The 20,262-nt window shown below is 43.6% G+C and carries 14 protein-coding genes; 9 read left to right on the top strand and 5 right to left on the bottom strand.

From position 1 onward, the window contains the following. Nucleotides 1–49: 49 nt before the first annotated feature. Entirely contained in the window at nt 50–2,335 is a 2,286-nt protein-coding gene (locus J3L18_RS13060) for an ATP-dependent helicase (RefSeq protein ID WP_129571955.1), read from the bottom strand. A gap of 165 nt (nt 2,336–2,500) precedes the next feature. Between J3L18_RS13060 and J3L18_RS13055 the strand changes: the two genes are divergently transcribed. Then, entirely contained in the window at nt 2,501–3,007 is a 507-nt protein-coding gene (locus J3L18_RS13055; protein ID WP_091175457.1) for a hypothetical protein, read from the top strand. A gap of 10 nt (nt 3,008–3,017) precedes the next feature. Here J3L18_RS13055 and J3L18_RS13050 read toward each other — a convergent pair whose 3' ends face one another. Both J3L18_RS13050 and J3L18_RS13045 read right to left on the bottom strand, forming a co-directional pair. After that, entirely contained in the window at nt 3,018–3,377 is a 360-nt protein-coding gene (locus J3L18_RS13050) for a response regulator (RefSeq protein WP_167516173.1), read from the bottom strand. Between the two features lie 366 nt (nt 3,378–3,743). Beyond that, the gene (locus J3L18_RS13045) at nt 3,744–5,708 is read right to left on the bottom strand and encodes a M1 family metallopeptidase (RefSeq protein ID WP_129571956.1); all 1,965 of its coding nucleotides are present in this window, start codon (nt 5,706–5,708) and stop codon (nt 3,744–3,746) included. 267 nt (nt 5,709–5,975) lie between these two features. Here J3L18_RS13045 and J3L18_RS13040 point away from each other — a divergent pair, with 267 nt between their 5' ends. Together J3L18_RS13040 and J3L18_RS13035 are read left to right on the top strand one after the other, a co-directional pair. Further along, the gene (locus J3L18_RS13040; RefSeq protein WP_129571957.1) at nt 5,976–7,997 is read left to right on the top strand and encodes a thioredoxin domain-containing protein; all 2,022 of its coding nucleotides are present in this window, start codon (nt 5,976–5,978) and stop codon (nt 7,995–7,997) included. A gap of 12 nt (nt 7,998–8,009) precedes the next feature. Next, entirely contained in the window at nt 8,010–8,513 is a 504-nt protein-coding gene (locus J3L18_RS13035) for an FKBP-type peptidyl-prolyl cis-trans isomerase (RefSeq protein WP_091175447.1), read from the top strand. A gap of 375 nt (nt 8,514–8,888) precedes the next feature. Here J3L18_RS13035 and J3L18_RS13030 read toward each other — a convergent pair whose 3' ends face one another. Continuing rightward, nucleotides 8,889–9,605, bottom strand: coding sequence for a toxin-antitoxin system YwqK family antitoxin (locus J3L18_RS13030; RefSeq protein ID WP_129571707.1), 717 nt, complete (start codon nt 9,603–9,605; stop codon nt 8,889–8,891). Nucleotides 9,606–9,673: 68 nt separating this feature from the next. Beyond that, entirely contained in the window at nt 9,674–12,463 is a 2,790-nt protein-coding gene (locus J3L18_RS13025) for a TonB-dependent receptor (protein WP_129571708.1), read from the bottom strand. Nucleotides 12,464–12,591: 128 nt separating this feature from the next. Here J3L18_RS13025 and J3L18_RS13020 point away from each other — a divergent pair, with 128 nt between their 5' ends. The 6 genes from J3L18_RS13020 to J3L18_RS12995 all read left to right on the top strand — a co-directional run bounded on the left by J3L18_RS13020 (nt 12,592) and on the right by J3L18_RS12995 (nt 20,259). Next, nucleotides 12,592–13,158: an acyl-CoA thioesterase gene (locus J3L18_RS13020; protein WP_112657952.1), complete on the top strand. Its 567-nt coding sequence runs from the start codon at nt 12,592–12,594 to the stop codon at nt 13,156–13,158. 52 nt (nt 13,159–13,210) lie between these two features. After that, on the top strand, nt 13,211–15,115 hold the full coding sequence (locus tag J3L18_RS13015) for a tetratricopeptide repeat-containing sensor histidine kinase (RefSeq protein WP_129571709.1): 1,905 nt from the start codon (nt 13,211–13,213) through the stop codon (nt 15,113–15,115). A 258-nt stretch (nt 15,116–15,373) separates the two neighbouring features. Beyond that, complete coding sequence (locus J3L18_RS13010) at nt 15,374–16,444, top strand: fatty acid desaturase (protein ID WP_129571710.1); 1,071 nt, start codon at nt 15,374–15,376, stop codon at nt 16,442–16,444. Between the two features lie 562 nt (nt 16,445–17,006). Further along, nucleotides 17,007–18,536 carry a TolB family protein gene (locus J3L18_RS13005; RefSeq protein ID WP_129571711.1) on the top strand — a complete coding sequence of 510 codons (1,530 nt, stop codon included), beginning with the start codon at nt 17,007–17,009 and terminating at the stop codon, nt 18,534–18,536. A 16-nt stretch (nt 18,537–18,552) separates the two neighbouring features. Beyond that, a complete protein-coding gene (locus J3L18_RS13000; RefSeq protein WP_129571712.1) occupies nt 18,553–19,467 on the top strand; it encodes a TIM barrel protein in 915 nt (304 codons plus the stop codon). A 180-nt stretch (nt 19,468–19,647) separates the two neighbouring features. Beyond that, nucleotides 19,648–20,259 carry a gluconate 2-dehydrogenase subunit 3 family protein gene (locus J3L18_RS12995; RefSeq protein ID WP_129571713.1) on the top strand — a complete coding sequence of 204 codons (612 nt, stop codon included), beginning with the start codon at nt 19,648–19,650 and terminating at the stop codon, nt 20,257–20,259. Nucleotides 20,260–20,262 lie beyond the last annotated feature (3 nt).

Here is a 20,262-nt window from a genome sequence, read left to right as displayed (position 1 = left end):
CTTGGGGAATCATTTCCTCAAAGTAGGGATTTTAACTCTTGGTTTAAGTTTACTGAACTATGTAAAGTTTCGCAAATTTTAATAGCAACTGCTTTTGGCCAATTTCCTTAAAGAAGATTGTGGCTTTTATATCGGGCTTATTACCCTCAAGAGCGAGTACTTTACCAAAGCCAAAACGTTCGTGTTCAACCTCCATACCCACTTGTAAACCGGATGTATCAGAAGGTTTGAAATTGGCCGAAGGTACATGCGCCTTGGCCAGTATCGAAGTGGTTTTTACCGGTGCTGCAGCTGCCGGTTTTGGTCGCGAAAATGTGTCGGGCTGCTTATCTCTGCTCCATGCTTTACGCTCATCATCAAAAAATGGATTATTACCCGAAGCGGGTTTGGCGGTGTAGTCGAGCTCAAGATATTTTGCATCAATTTCGTCCAAAAAACGGCTTGGCTCGCAATTAATCAGTGTTCCAAACTTAAAACGCGAGGTGGCGTAACTGATATGGAGCTTACTTTCGGCACGGGTAACGGCTACGTAAAACAGGCGGCGCTCTTCTTCAAGATCGCTGCGTGAGTTAAGCGACATCTGCGAAGGGAAAAGGTTTTCTTCCAGTCCTACAACATAAACCTGCGGAAACTCAAGGCCTTTTGACGAGTGGATGGTCATGAGCGATACCGTATCGGCATCTTTGTTTTTGTCATTATCATCGTTAGTTAACAGGGCCACATCCTGCATGAAAACATCAAGGCCTTTTTCTTCAATATCCTCGCGCTCTGAAAACTCTTTGATCCCGTTTAAAAGCTCCTGGATATTTTCGTAACGGTTAAGCCCCTCTACCGATTTATCTTCATAAAGGTCCTTCAATAAGCCCGAATGCTGCGCGATATACAAAGCCGACTCATAGGCAGACTTAGTTTTGGTCAGTACCTGGAAGCTTTGGATCATGGTAGCAAAAGTGGACACTGCCCCTGATATTTTACCTTCAAGGTACTTGCCCGGCTCAACAATAACTTCCCAGGGGGGTATACCATGCTGATCGGCAGCTACAATGATCTTATCAACCGAGGTATCGCCAATACCGCGTTTAGGATAATTGATGACGCGTTTTAACGCTTCTTCATCATTAGGGTTAAAGGTGAGCCTGAAATAGGCTATCAGGTCCTTAATTTCCTTACGCTGATAAAACGACAGACCACCATATATTTTATATGGGATGCCCAGTTTGCGTAAAGCCTCCTCCATAGAACGCGACTGCGCATTGGTGCGGTAAAGGATAGCAAATGCCGACCATTTAAGCCCGTTTGAGCTGCGGTCTTGCATAATAGCTTCGGCTACTATTTTGCCCTCCTCGTTATCGCTGAAGGCCCGCATCACCTTGATCTTATCGCCCGATTCTTTTTCGGAGAATACATTCTTTTTAAGCTGGTCTTTATTATTGCGGATGATGCTGTTGGCTACATTCACAATATTTTGGGTTGAGCGATAATTTTGCTCCAGTTTAAACACCTTCAGATCGGGGTAGTCCTTCTCAAAGTTTAAGATGTTTTGAATGTTGGCACCGCGGAAAGCATAGATACTTTGGGCGTCATCACCTACAACGCAAAGGTTTTCGTTAACAGCGGCAAGCTTTTTAACAATCAGGTACTGCGAAAAGTTGGTATCCTGATACTCATCAACCATAAGGTATTTAAACTTGTGCTGGTATTTATTGAGCACGTCGGGGTGCAGTTTCAGGAGCTCGTTGGTTTTATACAGCAAATCGTCAAAATCCATGGCACCGGCGCGGTAGCAGCGGGTGGCATACATCTCATAGATCTTACCCATTTGCCCGCGGCCGCTCGAAAAGTCGTCGGCCTGGATCTGCTCGTTCTTGTTATATTCCTGCCACGAGATCAGGTTATTTTTTGATGCCGAGATGCGGTTAAGTACAAAGTTTACATTGTACAGCTTATCATCAAGGTTCATCTCTTTTAAAATGGCCCTTAAAACGCTCTTGCTATCGTCGGTATCGTAAATGGTAAAGTTGCTTGGATAACCGATTTTTTCGGCCTCAACCCTCAAAATCTTGGCAAACACCGAGTGGAAGGTACCCATCCATATATTTTTAGCTTCGGTACCAACAACGTGGGTGATACGTTCGCGCATTTCACGGGCGGCCTTGTTGGTAAAGGTTAACACCAGTATGTTAAATGAATCAACACCTTTGCGTATCAAATGTGCCACGCGATAGGTAATAACACGTGTTTTGCCCGATCCGGCACCGGCAATAATCATCACCGGCCCCTCGGTTTGTTCAACCGCTGCCCTTTGTTCGGGGTTTAATCCCTGTAAGTAATCCAAAATCTTTTCCTCTTTGCTATGAGCCAGCGAAATTAAGGTTTTGGGGCGAAAGGGGGAAGTGGTTTTGTGGATTTCGGATTTTTGATTTTATAATCGCGACAGTAAAAATGATTTATAATAGCTATCAACATTTTATTATTTAAAATTGCGCCGATATATCTTAAAATGACTGAAATCTTTGATACTTACACCCATCGCCCGTTTATTTATAAGCTAATGCAGGTGCCTGCTGTTTTAATGATAGCTGCACTGGTTTTAATTTTATTTGATGGTGATAACTTCAATCTGTTTGAAGATATCGTTGTCAGCATTTGTTTATTTGTCGGCTTGGCGGGTTTTTTAGTTCATTCTATGTGGAAAAACATGCCAACTTATATTAAAGACGGGGAGTTGCTTCTTCAGGAAGACGGTGTGAGCTTGAGAGAGGATATTTTTATGCTTAACGATTTGAAGATGATTGAAATAAACTGTTATAACTACGCTGGTTGGAGTAAAAGGTCAAGAAGTGATGGCTCCCGTAACAAAATTATGATAACCAAGATGAATGGGGAACTCATCAAGCAAAAGTTTGTCATAAGCTCGGTAAAAAAATCGCATAACCTCGGGATGATAATGAAGCAATGGAAACAAGAAGGCTTTAAAATAATCTCTAATGGGATAGATCTTATCTAACTTCCTTCCATCAATTCAAAAACCTGTTAATGGTTTTTACCAGCTTATTTATATCAAAAGGCTTGGGTACAAAGGCATCATATCCAAAATTAACCAGGGCAATTGCCTGTTCATGGTAGGCCGAAATCAGGATCACCGGGATGTGCCGGGTATCTTCGTTGCCTTTAATAAGCTGGCAAATGCGGCCGCCGTTGAGGCCGGGCAGCATATAGTCGGTTAATACCAGATCGGGGTTGTACGCTTTTACAGCACCAATAATATCATCAGTACGGTCAAGACCGGTAACCTCAAAATCATGAAAGGTGAGTACTGTTTCAAGTACCCGTAAAATTTCGGCGTCATCTTCAATTATGAGTATATTTCTTGCCATAGGTAACATGCTAATAGTAATTTGCTATTAACTTTTAATATTAAAAATAAACAAAATGTTTTATAATTAAAAATATTTCCAGTGTTTAATTGAAATTGATATGGGGCTGTATTAATAGGTATATTGCTTATTAATAGGTAGATATAATGTTTTTTTAAGGGTATTTTATTGTTTTGTAAAAGTTGTATAATTTTATACTGACCGCGATAAAAACAACTCACAGTTAAGCAAACAGAATCGTAAAAAAAAGCGATGAGCCCAAATACCCATCGCTTTTTGAAGTTTCCTCTAATCTCTAATCTCTAATCTCTAATCTCTAATCTCCTCACAAATCCGAAATCGAAATTCCCAAATCCCAAATCGAAATTACTCTCCCCTGTAAACGTTGTTTTTCAGGTCAACGTCAGGTAGTTGACGGTCAGGGTCTATTTCCATGCTTTTAATAGCCGATGTTGAGGGGTATTTAAATTTCCAAACGCCGTCACGCTGCCAGATGTTTACCGGCAGGTGAATAGTTTCGGTTTTGCCGTTGGCCTGAACAATTTTAAGATCAACCGGCATAGCCATTTTTTCGTTATTGGTAAGTGTGATCAGCGCACCATCGGCCGGGTTACCTTTGATATAGCTTACCGAAGTAATGGCCTGGTCAAGCTTCCAGGTGGTGAAGAACCATGATTTCCAGAACCAGTTCAGATCTTCGCCTGTGGCATCATTCATGGCCCTGAAAAGATCGTACGGAAGCGGGTGCTTAAACGCCCAGTTTTTAACATATTCGCGAAAGGCATAGTCAAAGCGCTCGGGGCCAAGCACTACGTTGCGTAATATATCCAAACCTAACGCGGTTTTGGTATAATACTGACCGTAATCATTGAGCCCTATGGCTTCAGGAGCGGTCATGAGCGGGTCTTTGCTGTTGCGGTAGCCGGCCAGTACATTTTGCGCCGAGCCACTTTTCTCAACATATTCGCCTTTATTAAAATGTTCGGTAGCATACTCATTAATAAAGGTGTTAAAACCTTCGTCCTGCCACATGTATTTGCGCTCGTTTGAGCCCACAATCATCGGGAACCAGTTATGGCCTATCTCATGGGTAACATCACCCCAAAGCTGTCCTTTTTTCAGGTTGCTGAGGCAGAAGATAGCGCCCGGATATTCCATGCCTAATGCCACGCCCGATACGTTAACTGCTGAATTCCAGGGATATTCAAAGTATAAGTTTGAATAGATCTCCATGCTGTTTTTCAGGTATTCGGTTGAGCGGCCCCAGCCGTCATTGCCCGAACTTTCAACCGGGTAGGCCGACATGGCAATACCCTTGCGGCCCGATGGGAAATTAACCCTTGCCGCGTCCCAGATAAAGGCGTCAGAAGCGCCCCAGGCAATATCGCGGGTATTCTGCATTTTAAAGTGCCAGGTAAGCGTACCTTTAAACGGGCGGGTTGAGCCTTTGCCAACTTCGCCCGCGCTAATGATAGTTACCGTTTTATCGCTGTTGCGGGCTTCTGCCAGCCTTTTTTGTTGTGCCGGGGTAAGTACATCTTCGGGGTTTTGCAAATCGCCCGAGCCAACTACTATTTTGTTGGCGGGAGCAGTGATATAATAGTCAAAATCGCCGTATTCGCAATAGAACTCGCCCAGTCCCATGTAGGGCAGGGTGTTCCAGCCTTCTACATCGTCATAAACGCACATGCGTGGGTACCATTGGGCAATTTCGTAAACATAGCCCTGTTTAAATTTTTTGCGGCCCATACGGTCGGCGCCATAAAATGGGATTGCAAAATCATAATTAACCTTGATCTCTATTTTTTCGCCTTTGCCATCCATTGGGGCATTAAGGCGTAACTGCATCCGTGCATCGGTAATGATAGGATCAACCTTGTAGGTTTCGCCTTTATAGGTAATCTCAACAGAAGCGATATGATAACCACCGCGGCTAAATCCACGAACGTCAAACCTGTCGCCGGTGTATGGCGTTACCGCCGCTCCGCGCGAATCTGGTTTAAACAGGTTTTGATCCAGCTGCAGCCACAGGTAATCCAACTTATCAGGGCTGTTGTTGGTGTAGGTAATAGTTACTTCGCCGGTTATGGTAGTATCCTTGCCTTCATTAAGAGCAGCTTTGATTTGGTAATCAGCACGGTTTTGCCAGTAATTTGGCGAGGGTTTGCCTGCGGCCGAACGTGTTCCGCCACTGGTAACGGGCCATGTAATTGGGCCAAAAAGGTCCTGGTGATTGTATTTTGTGGTGTCGGTAGTTTGGGCCGATGCCGGTCGCGTTAACGGCATTAGCGCTACGGCGCATAATAAATAATTCAGTTTTAAACAGTTCATCTTAAATTTTTGATAGCAAGGGGGCAAATAAAGGGAAATAATTTGTGAGTTTGATAATTTTAGATGTCGAAAGGGGTGGATAAGTGATTTTTAACCTCACCAAAATCCTCTCCAAAGGAGAGGACTTTGGAATTAGTGGTGAAGTATCAAAGTTTTTACACCCTCTCCCTTGGAGAGGGCAGAGTGATGTTAAAACTTTTCTAAATAAATTCCATTTAACCTACAGGTGCAATTATATCTGCATTTTTGCAGCAAACACACAGCTATATGAATCGCCTGGCCAATTCCACATCGCCCTATTTACTACAACATGCCAATAACCCGGTAAACTGGTACCCCTGGGGCAAAGAAGCCCTTGATAAAGCCAAAGCCGAAAATAAGCTTATCCTGGTAAGCATCGGCTACTCGGCCTGCCACTGGTGCCATGTTATGGAGCACGAAAGCTTTGAAGATGAAGCCGTAGCTGCCGTAATGAACGAATATTTTGTTTGTATTAAGGTAGATAGGGAAGAACGCCCCGATGTTGACCAGATTTATATGAGCGCTGTACAGCTCATGAGTGGCCGTGGTGGCTGGCCGCTTAATTGTATTTGCCTGCCCGATCAAAGGCCTATTTACGGCGGGACCTATTTCCGTAAAAACGATTGGACATCACTGCTCTTTAATCTGGCCGATTTCTACAAACAAAAGCCCGAAGAAGCCGAAGACTATGCCGTTCGCCTTACCGAGGGGATTCAAAAATATGAGTCGATAGAATTTTTGGTGGCGCAGGCAGAACATACGCGGGACGATCTGCAAGCCATCGTAAACAATTGGAAACGATATTTTGATAAGCAGGAGGGAGGCACCGGCAATGCGCCCAAGTTCCCGATGCCAAATAACTGGCAGGCTTTAATGCGCTATGGCTATTTAATGAAAGACGATGAAGTAGCGGAGCAAGTGAAACTTACTTTGCATAAAATGGCTTTCGGGGGAATTTACGACCATGTTGGCGGTGGATTTGCACGCTATTCGGTTGATGGGCGCTGGCATGTACCACATTTTGAAAAAATGCTGTATGATAACGCCCAGCTTATTAGCCTTTATGCCGAAGCTTACACCTGGCATCCGGATGGATTGTACAAACAGGTAGTTGATGAGATCATTACTTTCAGTACGCGCGAATTAATGTCGCCCGGATATGGCTTTTATTCGGCGCTTGACGCGGATAGTGAAGGAAAGGAAGGCAAGTTCTATATTTTTATCAAGGATGAGATAGAAGAGATTTTAGGCGATGAAGCCGGTTTGTTCTGTATCTACTATAATATTACGGAGGAAGGCAACTGGGAAGAGGAGGAATCGAACGTATTGTTCCGGAAGGACAGCGATGAAGACCTGGCCGCAAAATTAGGGTTGCCTGCTCATGAATTGCTTGCTAAAATAGCTGCATCCCGTCAAAAAGTATTTGATGTCCGCGGTGTACGCGTACGGCCGGGATTGGATAACAAGATCCTGGCATCGTGGAATGGCCTTATGCTAAAAGGACTGACCGATGCTTACCGCACGTTTAATAAGCCGGAGTACCTTGAGTTTGCGCTGAACAATGCCGGGTTTATTTTAAATAACCTGCTTGGCCAAAATGGCAGGTTATCACGGGTTTACAGCGCCACATCGTCACCGGATAAACCTGTAGCATTTTTAGATGATTATGCCAATATCATCGACGGGCTCATTGCTTTGTATGAAGTTACTTTCAATGAGCATTGGCTGCAGCAGGCCAAAAGCCTTGCAGATACAGCCATAGCCCACTATTATGATGAAGCAAAGGGCATTTTCTTTTTTACGGCCGATGATGATGAACAGCTGATTGCCCGCAAATCTGAAATTATGGATGGGGTGATACCTGCCTCTAATTCGGTTATGGCACGGGTGCTTAAAAAGTTAGGCTTGCTTTTTGATAACGAAAGTTACATTGAAGTTTCGGCGCAGTTGTTACGCAATGTGATGCCACAGCTGGCAAAATACGGCTCGGCCTATTCAAACTGGGTGATGCTTTTGCTGGATGAGGTGTTTGGAATAAATGAAATTGCGATAACAGGAGCCGGAGCGGAAACTTTCAGAAAGGAAATGGAAAATAATTACATCCCCAATAAAATTATGTTGGGCGGTAATACAGGAAGTTTACCTTTGCTGCAGGATAAGTTTGGTGCATCAACACAAATTTTCATTTGTAAAGATAAAACCTGCGGATTACCTGCTCATAACCCGGCCGACGCCATAAAAGAGGTTGAAGCCAGATTTTACAACTAAAAACAATTTACAATGAAGATTGCACCTCAGCACGTAGTATCATTAACCTACGATTTGTACGTAGACCGCGAAAACACAGGTACCGAAACTTTGGTAGAAAGTACCACCCAGGAACAACCGTTAACCTTTTTATTTGGTGCAGGACAAATGCTGCCTAAATTTGAAGATAACCTGAGCACACTTTCAACAGGTGATGCGTACGAGTTTCGCTTATCTCCCGAAGATGCTTATGGCGTATATGATGAAGAAGCAGTAGCCAACCTGCCAAAAGAAATGTTTCAGGGCACTGAAATCCCTGAAATTGGCAGCATTTTGCCTTTACAGGATAACCAGGGCCACCGTTTCCAGGCTATGGTAGTTTCAATTGCCGAAGATGCTGTTATTGTTGACCTTAACCACCCAATGGCTGGTCAGGAACTGCACTTTAAAGGCAATATCCTTAACGTACGCCCTGCAACTCCCGAAGAATTATCACACGGCCACGCACACGGACCGGATGGTCATCACGCTCACTAAGCCCCACCCAACCCTCCCCTAAAGGGAGAGGGCTTTAAATAAAAAAGGTTCATTTAGCATTATGCTAAATGAACCTTTTTTATTTTGTTGCTATTGCCGTCCCATCAGGGTCTCTCGCAGAGGACCCTGATGTATACGTCATGCAGATTTCGTTGTTCCAAATATACTGTAGGATGTTTGGAACGCGGCGAATTATCACACGGCCACGCACACGGCCCGGATGGTCATCACGCTCACTAAGCCCCACCCAACCCTCCCCTAAAGGGAGAGGGCTTTAAATAAAAAGGTTCATTTAGCATTATGCTAAATGAACCTTTTTATTTTGTTGCTATTAAAGTGTTCCCGTCCGGGGGAGATTTAGAGCGGTTTGTCTGCTTAATAAAACTCCAATCCGCCATCATTTCTGAAAGCACATTTAATAAGCACACGGCAACCAACTGCTTCGCCGTTTACAGTAGCCGGTACAAAGATCTTATCGGCAGGGTCGGGTACATCAATGCTCATATTAAAGGTTTTTTCGTACGAACCGCTGTATACATGTACCTTGAATGAAGCAAGCCTTCCCAGCGGACTAACCAGCAACTCTACCGCACCAAACGATACATTTGGATTAAGGTTCATTAACTCGGGCGGCAGCTTAAAGAGGTTAAGATAGGGGAGGTATCCAAAAAATCTGCCGCCTACTTTAAGTGGTTTGGTTGTTTTTGCTGTGTCATTAAGTTTTACATCAACAAAATACTGCAGGTTTGAAGTACTGTCTTCAGGAGCTTCGTAAGTGATCTGGTTGGTCCTGTAATCGAAATTTTGTACCAGGTGCCCGCGGTTATCGAAAAAGTGCCAAACGCCAGTCCGTTTATCATTATCATAGTAGCCGCTGGCAAGGGCATAGTTTTTTTGATAAAGGGCCTGATATAGCCCCTGCCTGATGCCCCTGTTAGTTTTCAGCACATTAAACCGCTCAATCACCGAGTCGGTAAGCCGATGTTTTACAACCACGGTTTCAGGGCCGGCTTTTCCGGCGACATCCTTAGTTTGTGCAAAGCTGCTGCCGATAAATAGTATCGATATAAAGGTTAAAATAAGTTTTCTCAATGCAGGGATATAGATTGTTGTAAATATATAACAGCGCTTAACGTTTTTCAAAAAAAGCAGGATACAAATTATCCCCTGCCACCACGACGACCGTCGCCAAAGCCACCAAAGCCCTTACCGCCGCCGTTACGCCCGCCCTGCGGACGGCTGCCGCTAAATTTTTGAAGCCGGAGCGTAAAGCTGAGCATAAAATACCTGCCCAGCCGGTTGGTACGTGTATCAATGATCTGGTTACCTACTGCTGTACGGGTTATGCCTTTGTTCTGGTCAAAAATATCAAAAGCCTGGAACCTAAGCGAGGCTATATGTTTGTTTAAAAACTGGTATTCCAGGTAGCTGCTCAGCAGGGTAGGGTTTGCTTTCACGGTACTGCTGAAACCGTGATTGATGGTTTGAGTTAAACTGTAACCAAGCACCCAACTGTAAAAAAAATAATTGCGGCCGTCGAGCCCTAATGTCCAGGTTTGGGCATCGGTATTTAATGAGGACGGCAGGCTATAACGGGTAGTATTAATGCTGTAATTAGCGCTGATTTCGCTGTCCATAATGCTGTCAAGGTCAACCCTAAGCTTAACACCCTGGTTAAGCACCCAGTTTTTTCCCTCATTACGCTGATTTTCAATATATGAAATGTTGTTGTTGTAGCTTGCGCCGCCGTTTAAGGATACAGTGTACTTGCGTTCGGCGAATGGTTTTGAAAAGGAATAGTTGCCATTTACATTATAAAAACCGTTGGTGTTAATATAGCGGGTTGCCTGTATGGTATTGTTGCCTTTTGTGCTTTGGGTGCTATCGGTAACAGGGGCCGAATTGGTGACTATTTTATCCTGGGTTTCGGCAAATGATAAACTGGCGAACAATGAATTGCCGCTGGCAATATCAAACTGGTTATAACGCACATTAAAGCTGTTGGTGAATTCGGGTTTCAGGTCAGGGTTACCATAAACCCTGTTTTGAGGGTTTGAATAATCGGGCTGAAGTTGCAGCTGACTAAATGAAGGCTGGGCGTTGGAGCCACTGTAATTAAACGAGAACGAATGGTTTTTTGAAAAGTTATAGATAAACCTTGCCGTAGGGATGATATTAAAGGTAGATGTGGAGGTATGAAAATTGTGCGATTCCCCGTCGAGTTTTGAAGGCTGAACAGCCAGGCCCAGCGTATAATTGTATTTAGGTTGTATCCCGCGAAGGTTTAACCCGATGCGGTTGGTGATGAACTGGTAGTTATACAACGTACTCAATGAATCAACGTAGGTTTGATTGCCTGTTGCAGGATCAACCCGGTAGTTGTAGCGGTTATTATCGGTGTTTGAATAATTATAACTGTAATTACTTTCCAGGTAAGTTGTTTTGCCAACAGGTTCGATGTATGAAAAATGCAGGCTTACCCTTTGCGATTGATTATCAGAGTTGATCTGCTGAAACAATGGCGTTACCACGGTATCCTGTCGGGTGGTGTATTTGTCGTTCAGGTCCTGATCGTTTTTAGAATAGCTTACATTGGCATTAACACTGAAGTTCCGTCCTTTTTTATGGAACTTGTGGTTGTAAAGCACGTTAAGGCTGCCTGTTTGTGATGAGTTATTGGTGAGGGCCAGCTCATTGCCTGTAACTAAACTTTGGTTACGGGTATTGCTGAAGGTATCGGTACTCATGTTTTCGGCGGTGGCATATGAAAAGCCCGGGTTTATTTTGATATAGTTAGATGTATCAATTTTGTACTCGATATTGAAATCAAAACGGTGATTGATACCATGGTTATGGTTAGTGCTGTTATCCATATTGATGATATTACCCGATTGGTAAAGGTTTTGCTGCAGGGTTGTGCTGTTGATATCCCTGTCTTTATCGGCAAAGCTATAACTGCCATATACCGTAACTTTTTTGCCCCAGTCATCGCGGTAATTGGTACCTATGGAGCGGTTGGTAGTAATGCCATTGGCTGTACTCACCCCGCCTGCGCTGCTGCCGCCTCCGCCACCTCCACGCCCAGCCCGACCGCCACCGCCACCGCTGCTGCCAAGGTTGAAACTATTGGTGTTATTGTTATTCCATGTGCCGATAACCGCCAGCTGCTTTGTATCATAAAATGAATTGGCCGAGAGACGGGCCTGGTACCGGTCGTCATTACCAACGCCAACGCTGCCCTGGCCAAAATTACCTTTGCTTTTTCCCTTTTGTATGGTGATGTTCAGGATCTTGTCCGGGTCGCCGGTTTTGATGCCGGTAAGGTTGGCCTGGTCGCCGTAATCGTCAATCACTTGTATGTTTTCCACAATATCGGCAGGCAGGTTCTGGGTGGCGGTTTGCACATCGCCGGTAAAATAATCCTTACCATTAACCCGCACCTTGGTAACCTGTTTGCCATGCGCGGTTACATTGCCGTCTTTATCAACACTTACGCCGGGCAGTTTTTTAAGTAAGTCCTCCACCGGCGATCCTTCCCGTACTTTATAGGCGCTGGCTTTATATTCTACGGTATCCTCCTTAATCGTGATAGGGATCACTGCCGAAACAACTACCGTATTTAGCATATTGGTTTGCACCTTTACTTTGATGGGGTCGAGGTTAATGGGTTTAGTATCGTTATCCATTACATAACGGCGGGTAAAGGGCTGGTAACCGATACCGCTGATGGTGAGTTTAAAGTTTTTGGAGGCAACGGCTGGGAAATAAAATGCCCCGGCAGTGCTGGTTGCTACCACTACGCTGTCTTTATCGGATACCAGTTTTACGGTAATTCCGGGTACGGCGCCCACGCTGTCAACTACCGTACCGCGCACTTCGCGGGCTTGCTGGGCATAGGCAGTTGATAAAAAAAGAATACCGATAAACGCGAGCAGTAAGTGTTTTTTCATAGTTTAGGGTCAATTTAGGTTATTGACCATTAAAGTTTAACGAAGGTTTAACTATTTAACCCTATGTAATACTAATGTTGCATATATTGTATTTTAGTGCTTAACCTTATACTATATTATCATATATTATGAATCCCTTACCCGATACAGACGGCTATAAAAGCGTGGCATTTTCGCAAGCCACCATTACCGAATTGATGATCCCTTCGTATTCTAATTTTGGCGGAAAGATCCATGGAGGGATCTTGCTTTCGCTCATGGACAAAGTAGCCTATGTATGTGCAGCCAAACACGCCGGTAATTATTGTGTAACAGCCTCTATCGACACTGTGGATTTTTTGCAGCCCGTGGAAGTAGGGGAACTGGTATCGCTCATGGCATCGGTAAACTATGTAGGCAATACTTCGCTGGTGGTAGGGATCCGGGTAATATCTGAAAATATCAAAAACCATTCGGTAAAACATACTAACACCAGCTATTTTACTATGGTAGCTAAAGATGATTTTAACAAGCCAGCCAAAGTGCCTGGCCTGGTTTTGGAAAACCGTGAGCAGGTAAGGCGTTTTATTGAAGCCCGCCGCCGTAAAGAGATTAAGCAGAGTTATATGAAAGAGGTTGAACAAATTCAAATGCCCGATAATTACGAGAATTGTATTGAACTGCTGCAGGGCGAGCGGTGCATTGTTGCCGGATAACTATTGCCTATATTAAGTTTATTGTTAGATTGCAGTCTGAAACTGTTAGCGAATGACAAGGCCCCTTGGTTTATTATTGCTGTTATTGATGCATAGTACTGTTTATGCGCAAAAAACAAGCGGAATTGAGCCGGAAAAATCGCCATCACTAATCAAAACTATCGACAGCCTTAACAAACTTGTTGAGGAAACCTATGTTAGTGCCCCCTACGAGGCAAGGATAAGAGCTGAGCATGCCTTGCTGCTTTCGGAAAAAATAAAATATAATGAAGGTACCGGCGCCGCTTTTTTAAATTTAGGGCATGTGTACTGGTCGCAGTCATACTATCCTATCAGTTTGTTTTATTTTAATTCGGCTTTAAATTATCTGCCCAAAAACAAGCCGCTGTTATTGGCCCACTGTTATAGCTCCATGAGCAGGGCTTATACAGATTTGCAAAACTATAGCAAGGCTCTAAAAAATTTAGGCATAGCCGCCCGCTTTGCAGGCCATGATCCAAAAATGCTTGCCGAAGTTTATAACGAACGTTCATTTGTTTACGCCAAGCTTAAACAATATGATAAAGGCATTGCTCTTGCCAAACTTGCCATGCAGCTTAGCCGTACGGTAAATGACCAGCCCGCGATATGTATATTATATAGCCGGCTGGCGAACGCTTATCGGTTAAAGGGGCAATATCAACAGGCGGTCGCTTATTCAGACACTGCCCTGCAAATGAGTTATATTGTTAATAACAGGCGTTTAAGGGCTATCTCATTTATTGAACGTGCTGTTATTTACAATTTGTTAAACCAGTTTGACAAAGCCATTAACCTTGCAAAAAAAGGCGCGGATTTATCCGATAGCATCGGTGTTATGGATGGCATTTCGTCGGCTTATAAAACCGTGGCCTATAGCTTTGAGCAAAAGCACGATATGGTGCAGTCGTTAGCCTATCAAAAAAAATATACCCGGGCGCTTGATAGCCTCAGTGCCGCCAATAAGCGTAAAAGTACCGAGCTCATACAGAGTTATTTTGAGCTCAACAGCCGTCTTAATGCTATTGCCGCGGTTGAGGAAAAGGCAGGGCAATACCGCGAAAAAATTCATTTGCAAAAGGTTATAATCATTACACTGCTCATTTCATTGCTGGTTGTAATATTGGCTTTGTCGGTTACCTATTACCTCTATAAACAAAAGCGGGTTTTAAATAACCGTATGCGCAAGCAGCATAAAGCCTTATTAATTCAAAAAGAACTGATAGAAGACCAATCGGCAAACCTGGCAAATATTAATAATCTTAAAGATAAGTTACTGGCTGTAATAGGGCATGACCTGCGTACACCGCTTGCTAATCTGAATTCTATATTACGTTTATACAACACACGTGTTTTAAGCGATGATGAAGTTCAGGACCTGATGAAGGAAATAGAGCCGGTAGTACAGGGTGCCGAATTAACCCTTTCAAACCTGCTTGAATGGGCGGGCAGCCAAATCAAAGGCGTTAATCTTGAAGCATCAGCAGTCGATATTTATTTAATTGGCAATGAAATCGGGAGGATTTTTAGTTACCTTTTTCAGCAAAAAAACATCAGGTTTGAAAACATGGCTTTACCCGGGATGTGTGTACAGGCCGATGAAAGGCATGTAAAAGTAGTTTTAAGTAACCTGGTTAGCAATGCAATTAAGTTTACGGGCAATTACGGTATTATTAGTTTACTAAGCACCGTTGATGAAGGTATGGTGGTGATTAGTGTTAACGATACCGGCAACGGTATTCCTGCAGAAAAACTTGGCAAGTTATTTAGCCTTAATACGAAATATACAGCAACAGGTACTTCCGGCGAGAAAGGCACCGGCATTGGTTTGTTTTTATGCAAGGAGCTTATTGAGTTTAACGGCGGCAGGCTTTGGGTAAATTCAGAATTGAACAGGGGCAGTACCTTCAGTTTTTGTCTTCCCCTGGTAACGGATTAAACTTTCGTCAAAAATTATTCCTATTTAAAATTAGTAATTTGCTACACGATTAATGCTTATTAAGTAATATGTAGCTGATATTAACTTTTATAATTTCTTATAAAGAAATTTAATTATTTTGAAAAAGTTTTAATCATTTGTTGGGTAATTTAAATCTATTTATCCCGTTGTTACGTATAAGCAGTAGGTACTTTTTACTATATTGTGACAATTTATAACAATTCTCCGACAATTTTAAACTAATCTCCCAAACACTTAATGGCATTTTTAAACACTGTGCTCGAACCACCTGCATATGGTTGGACAGATGGACTTGGCAACCTCTCAAAACCTACTAACACACAAATTGTAAAAGAATTTTTTAAACGGTTAAATGTATTCAGGGATAAAAAAAACTGGCTTTCGTTTTTAAGCTGGTCGCTGGTGCTGGCTTTAGTGCCGTTCCTGGGGCTGTTCATCTTTAAATATTTCAGTATCACAGGTCTCATTGTTGCCTTTGTGTATGGAATGATCATTATGGGTACCCATGGTACAATCTGGCACCACCGGTATTGCACCCACGGAGCTTATAGCTTTAAAAATAATTTCTGGCGTTTTTTTACCCAGAACCTTACATTGAAGATCATCCCTGAAGAAATCTACGCCGTATCGCACCATGTGCACCACGCTTTATCTGATCAGCCGGGTGATCCTTACAATGCACAAGGTGGTTTTATGTATTGCTTTTTAGCTGATGTTAACCACCAGCCCATAGCACGAAACATGGACGAAGCCACTTACAAAAAATGTGTTAACCTGATGAAACACACCGGGGTAAATACAAATACTTACAAGCAGTATCAAAAATGGGGCACCCTGGCTAATCCAACCCGAACCATAATTGGTATTATACTGAACTGGGGCTTTTGGTTTACAGCTTTCTACCTTTTAGGCGGACCGGCATTAGCCTGTGCTGTATTTGGCTCTGCCGGCATTTGGGCAGTTGGTGTACGTACATTTAACTACGAAGGTCATGGAAAAGGAAAAGATATGCGCCGTGAAGGTATCGACCATAACCGCGAGGATATGTCAATCAATCAGTTGTGGCCGGGTTATGTAGCAGGTGAGTGGCATAACAACCACCATTTATATCCTAAAAGTGCCCGCTCTGGCTTTAAGCCATATCAGTTTGATTTGGCCTGGTGTTATATTAAAATGATGAGTATGCTGGGAGCTGTAAGCTCATACCGCGATTCAAAAGCTGATTTTTTGAAGGAATATTGTACACCTGTTCCGGTAGCAGTACCTGCAGCTATACAGGTTACCGAAATATTAGTAGCTGCGGAGTAAGCTGTTATTAAATACATTAAAAGGCCATAGCGAGGTGATTGCTATGGCCTTTTTTTGTTTGTGTCATTTTGCTGTTGTCGATGTTGTCAGCATAAGTCCTCGGAAGAAATAAGAAAAGCGTTGGATTGTGCGATTCCCTCCCCCTGGGCGAGTGTAGGGAGGGGTTTCATCGCTTTGCCTATTCCTTTGCAATAGCGGATAAACCCCTCCCTGCCACTACGCATTCCTACCACACCCCTCCCACGGGAGGGAATTAAAAAATCTTCCGAACACCTATAGTGTTGTCACCAACAGCTATGCGCTATGCCATTAAATCTGTGATTTCTACGCTATGCCATCCAATGCGTTAACCTATCTGATGGATGTTGGTGACAACATCAACAACGGCAACTGTGCTGTCTCCAACAGCAATCAACCTCCCCACTCCGTGTTAAAATTACACTTTGTAAAAATCTGGCTATATATCAAAAATGTGGAGAATTGTTAAAATAGTACTATCTTAATAGCGAATTGATTACATACCTTAGTGAACCGATTATAGTGTACACTAAACACCAAACCAATGCGCTGTAAAATATTAAATGTTGTGTTATGCATGGCTTGCATTGCCTTGTTTTCTGCTCGGGTTAGTGCTCAGGGCGTGGGAATATTTGAAGGCCAAACCGATGTTGGTACGGTCAAGCATCAGGGCAGCGGTGTATATGACGCTAAACTACAGCAATATACACTTACCGGTTCGGGCCAGAATATCTGGGTTACACATGATGATTTTCACTTTGTGTGGAAGAAAATGAAAGGCGATTTCATTCTTCGCACCAACGCTGCTTTTATAGGTAAAGGTGTTGAAGCGCATCGCAAGGTTGGACTAATGGTTCGCACCACGCTTGATTCAAATTCAAAACATATTAATGCTGTTGTTCATGGCGATGGCTTAACCTCGTTGCAATACCGTAAAACGGTAAGCGGCATCACCGAAGAAAAGAAGGCATCCATTACCGCGGCCGATGTGATCCAGCTGGAACGCAAAGGTAATACCTATACCATGTCGGTAGCACGAAAAGGTGATTTGTTTGTGAGCGAGGAGGTAATCGGTCTTGACCTGGGCGACGACGTTTATGTAGGCATCTTCATCTGTTCGCACAATGCGGATGTTACGGAGAAAGCGGTATTCAACAATACACGTATCGTCACACCCGCTCCGGCCACATTGATACCCTATAAACAATACTTAGGCAGCGCCATTGAGTTGCTTGACCTCGAAAGTCAGAACGCGACAGTGGTTTATCAGTCACCAAAATCACTCCAGGCCCCAAACTGGACACTTGATGGCAAATCACTCATTTATAACAGCGAAGGTTCACTTTATAAATTCGATCTTAAATCGCATATGCCAACGGCACTCAATACCGGCATCGCTAAAAATAATAATAACGACCATGTGCTTTCCTTCGATGGCAAAATGCTGGCTATCAGCAGCGGCGATGGTGGCCCATCAATAGGATACACAGTTTCTTCGGCCGGTGGCGAGGCTACACGGGTAACCCAAACCGGGCACGGCGCAAGTTATATGCATGGCTGGTCGCCCGATAAAAAGTACATCGTTTTTTGCGGTGAGCGCAATAAGGAATTTGACGTTTACCGCATCCCCGCGGCAGGCGGGCCAGAAGAACGCCTTACCAATACTCCCGGCCTTGATGATGGCCCTGAGTATTCGCCCGATGGCAAGTACATTTACTTTAATTCGGTGCGCAGCGGCCTGATGCAGGTTTGGCGCATGAAAGCCGACGGCAGTGAGCAAACGCAATTAACCAACGATGACTATAACAACTGGTTCCCGCATATTTCGCCGGATGGTAAATGGATAGTTTATATCACCTTCCTGAAAAGCGAAGTATCCCCCGGCGACCATCCTTTTTATAAGCATGTATATTTAAGGCTGATGCCGGTAGGCGGAGGCCCGTCAAAAGTAGTAGCTTATTTATACGGCGGTCAGGGTACTATCAATACCCCGTCATGGGCGCCGGATAGCAAGCACCTTGCATTTGTAAGTAATTCTGATTTATTGTTTCCTGTATTTCCTATTGCAAAATAACCTTAAACATATAACCATGTATACATCACGCAGATCATTTTTAAAAACCGGCGCAATGGCAGTAGCCGGGGCGGCGCTACTTCCTGATAGTTTATTTGCCGCTACGGATAGTAAGCTTAAACGGGTAGGGGTGCAGCTTTACAGCGTACGCGATGCCATGAAGGCCGACCCGCAGGGAACGCTTAAAAAGATAGCTGATGCAGGTTACGCCCATGTGGAACATGCTAATTACATCGACAGGAAATTTTACGGCTATACTGCCAAAGAATTTAAAAAGATCCTGGCCGACCTTGATCTTAAAATGCCAAGCGGTCATACTGTAATGACGTCTCAACACTGGGATGCAGCCAAAAATGATTTTACCGATGCCTGGAAATACACTGTTGAAGACGCTGCCACCATGGGGCAAAAGTTTGTGATAAGCCCATGGCTGGATGAAAAGGTACGTACAGATACCGATGCCCTGAAACGTACAATGGAACAGTTTAACAAATGCGGTGAGCTTTGCAAACAATCGTCAATGATGTTTGGCTACCACAACCATAACTTTGAGATCAGTACTAAAGTAGGCGATATCACCCTTTATGATTATATCATCCAAAATACCGATCCGGCTTTGGTGGCCCAGCAAATAGATATCGGTAACATGTACACTACCGGTGGCAGAGCGTTGGAGTTTATCAATAAATATCCCGGCCGTTTCCAGTCCATGCACGTAAAGGACGAAATTAAAGTACCGCCCCACGGTGGCGATGATACTGAAAGCACCATTTTAGGCGCGGGGATCCTGCCAGTTAGGGATATTGTAAAGGCCGGTGCAAAAAAAGGCGGCACCTCTTTGTTCATTATTGAGCAGGAAGCATACCAGGGCAAAGACCCAATCGATTGTGTAAAAATTGATTTACAAATCATGAAAAAATGGGGCTATTAATAGTATAAGACTAACTTACACCCGTGAAGATTTAATTTTTACAGCCTTTGATTTTGAATTGTAATTATTAAGTTTGGGAGCACATTATAAATCATATTAAGCCTTTCTCGTTACCTGTTCAGTAAGCTAAAAGTTTTGTGACAGATAAATGGGCTTCGCTAAAACAATTTAGTTTAAACAATGGACCGGCGTACCGTCATTAAAAATCTGGCTTTGATAGTAGGAGGGGCTGCATTGCTCCCGGCCTGTTCGCAGGACAAAGCAAAGTCGAAGGTTGCACTCAAAAATATCGATATCACTGCCGATCAGGAACAGTTGATAGGCGATGTAGCAGAAACTATTATACCTAAAACAACAACGCCGGGTGCGAAAGACCTGTTGCTCCATTTATTTGTATTGAAAATGGTGGATGACTGCTATAAAAAGGAAGATCAGCAGGTGTTTGTGACTGGCATGGGCCATTTTGCAAATCAGTCTCAGAAATTATATAGTAAAACGTTTAATCAGCTCGATGTTAAAACCCGTGAAGCGTTTTTGCTGGATATAGAAAAAGAAGGTAAAGCGGAAGAAGAGACGGCCAGGAAAAACAGTGATAAAAAAGATGCCGCACCTGCCACGCCTCCTGCCGGTAAATATTCGCCCGAGCTTAAGAAGTTTTATGGCATGGTAAAAAGACAAACCATAAACGGTTATACCAATTCAAAATATTTTATGACTAAAGAAGTGGTATATGAGCTTGTGCCGGGCAGGTACAATGCGCATTTCCCTTACAAACAAAAGCAAGCAGTATAAGTA

It is taken from the genome of Mucilaginibacter gossypii (assembly GCF_017569325.2).
GTDB classification, from domain to species: Bacteria; Bacteroidota; Bacteroidia; order Sphingobacteriales; family Sphingobacteriaceae; genus Mucilaginibacter; species Mucilaginibacter gossypii.
The sequence above is the reverse complement of the archived record's forward strand: the minus strand, read 5'-3'. Positions and strand labels throughout refer to the sequence as shown.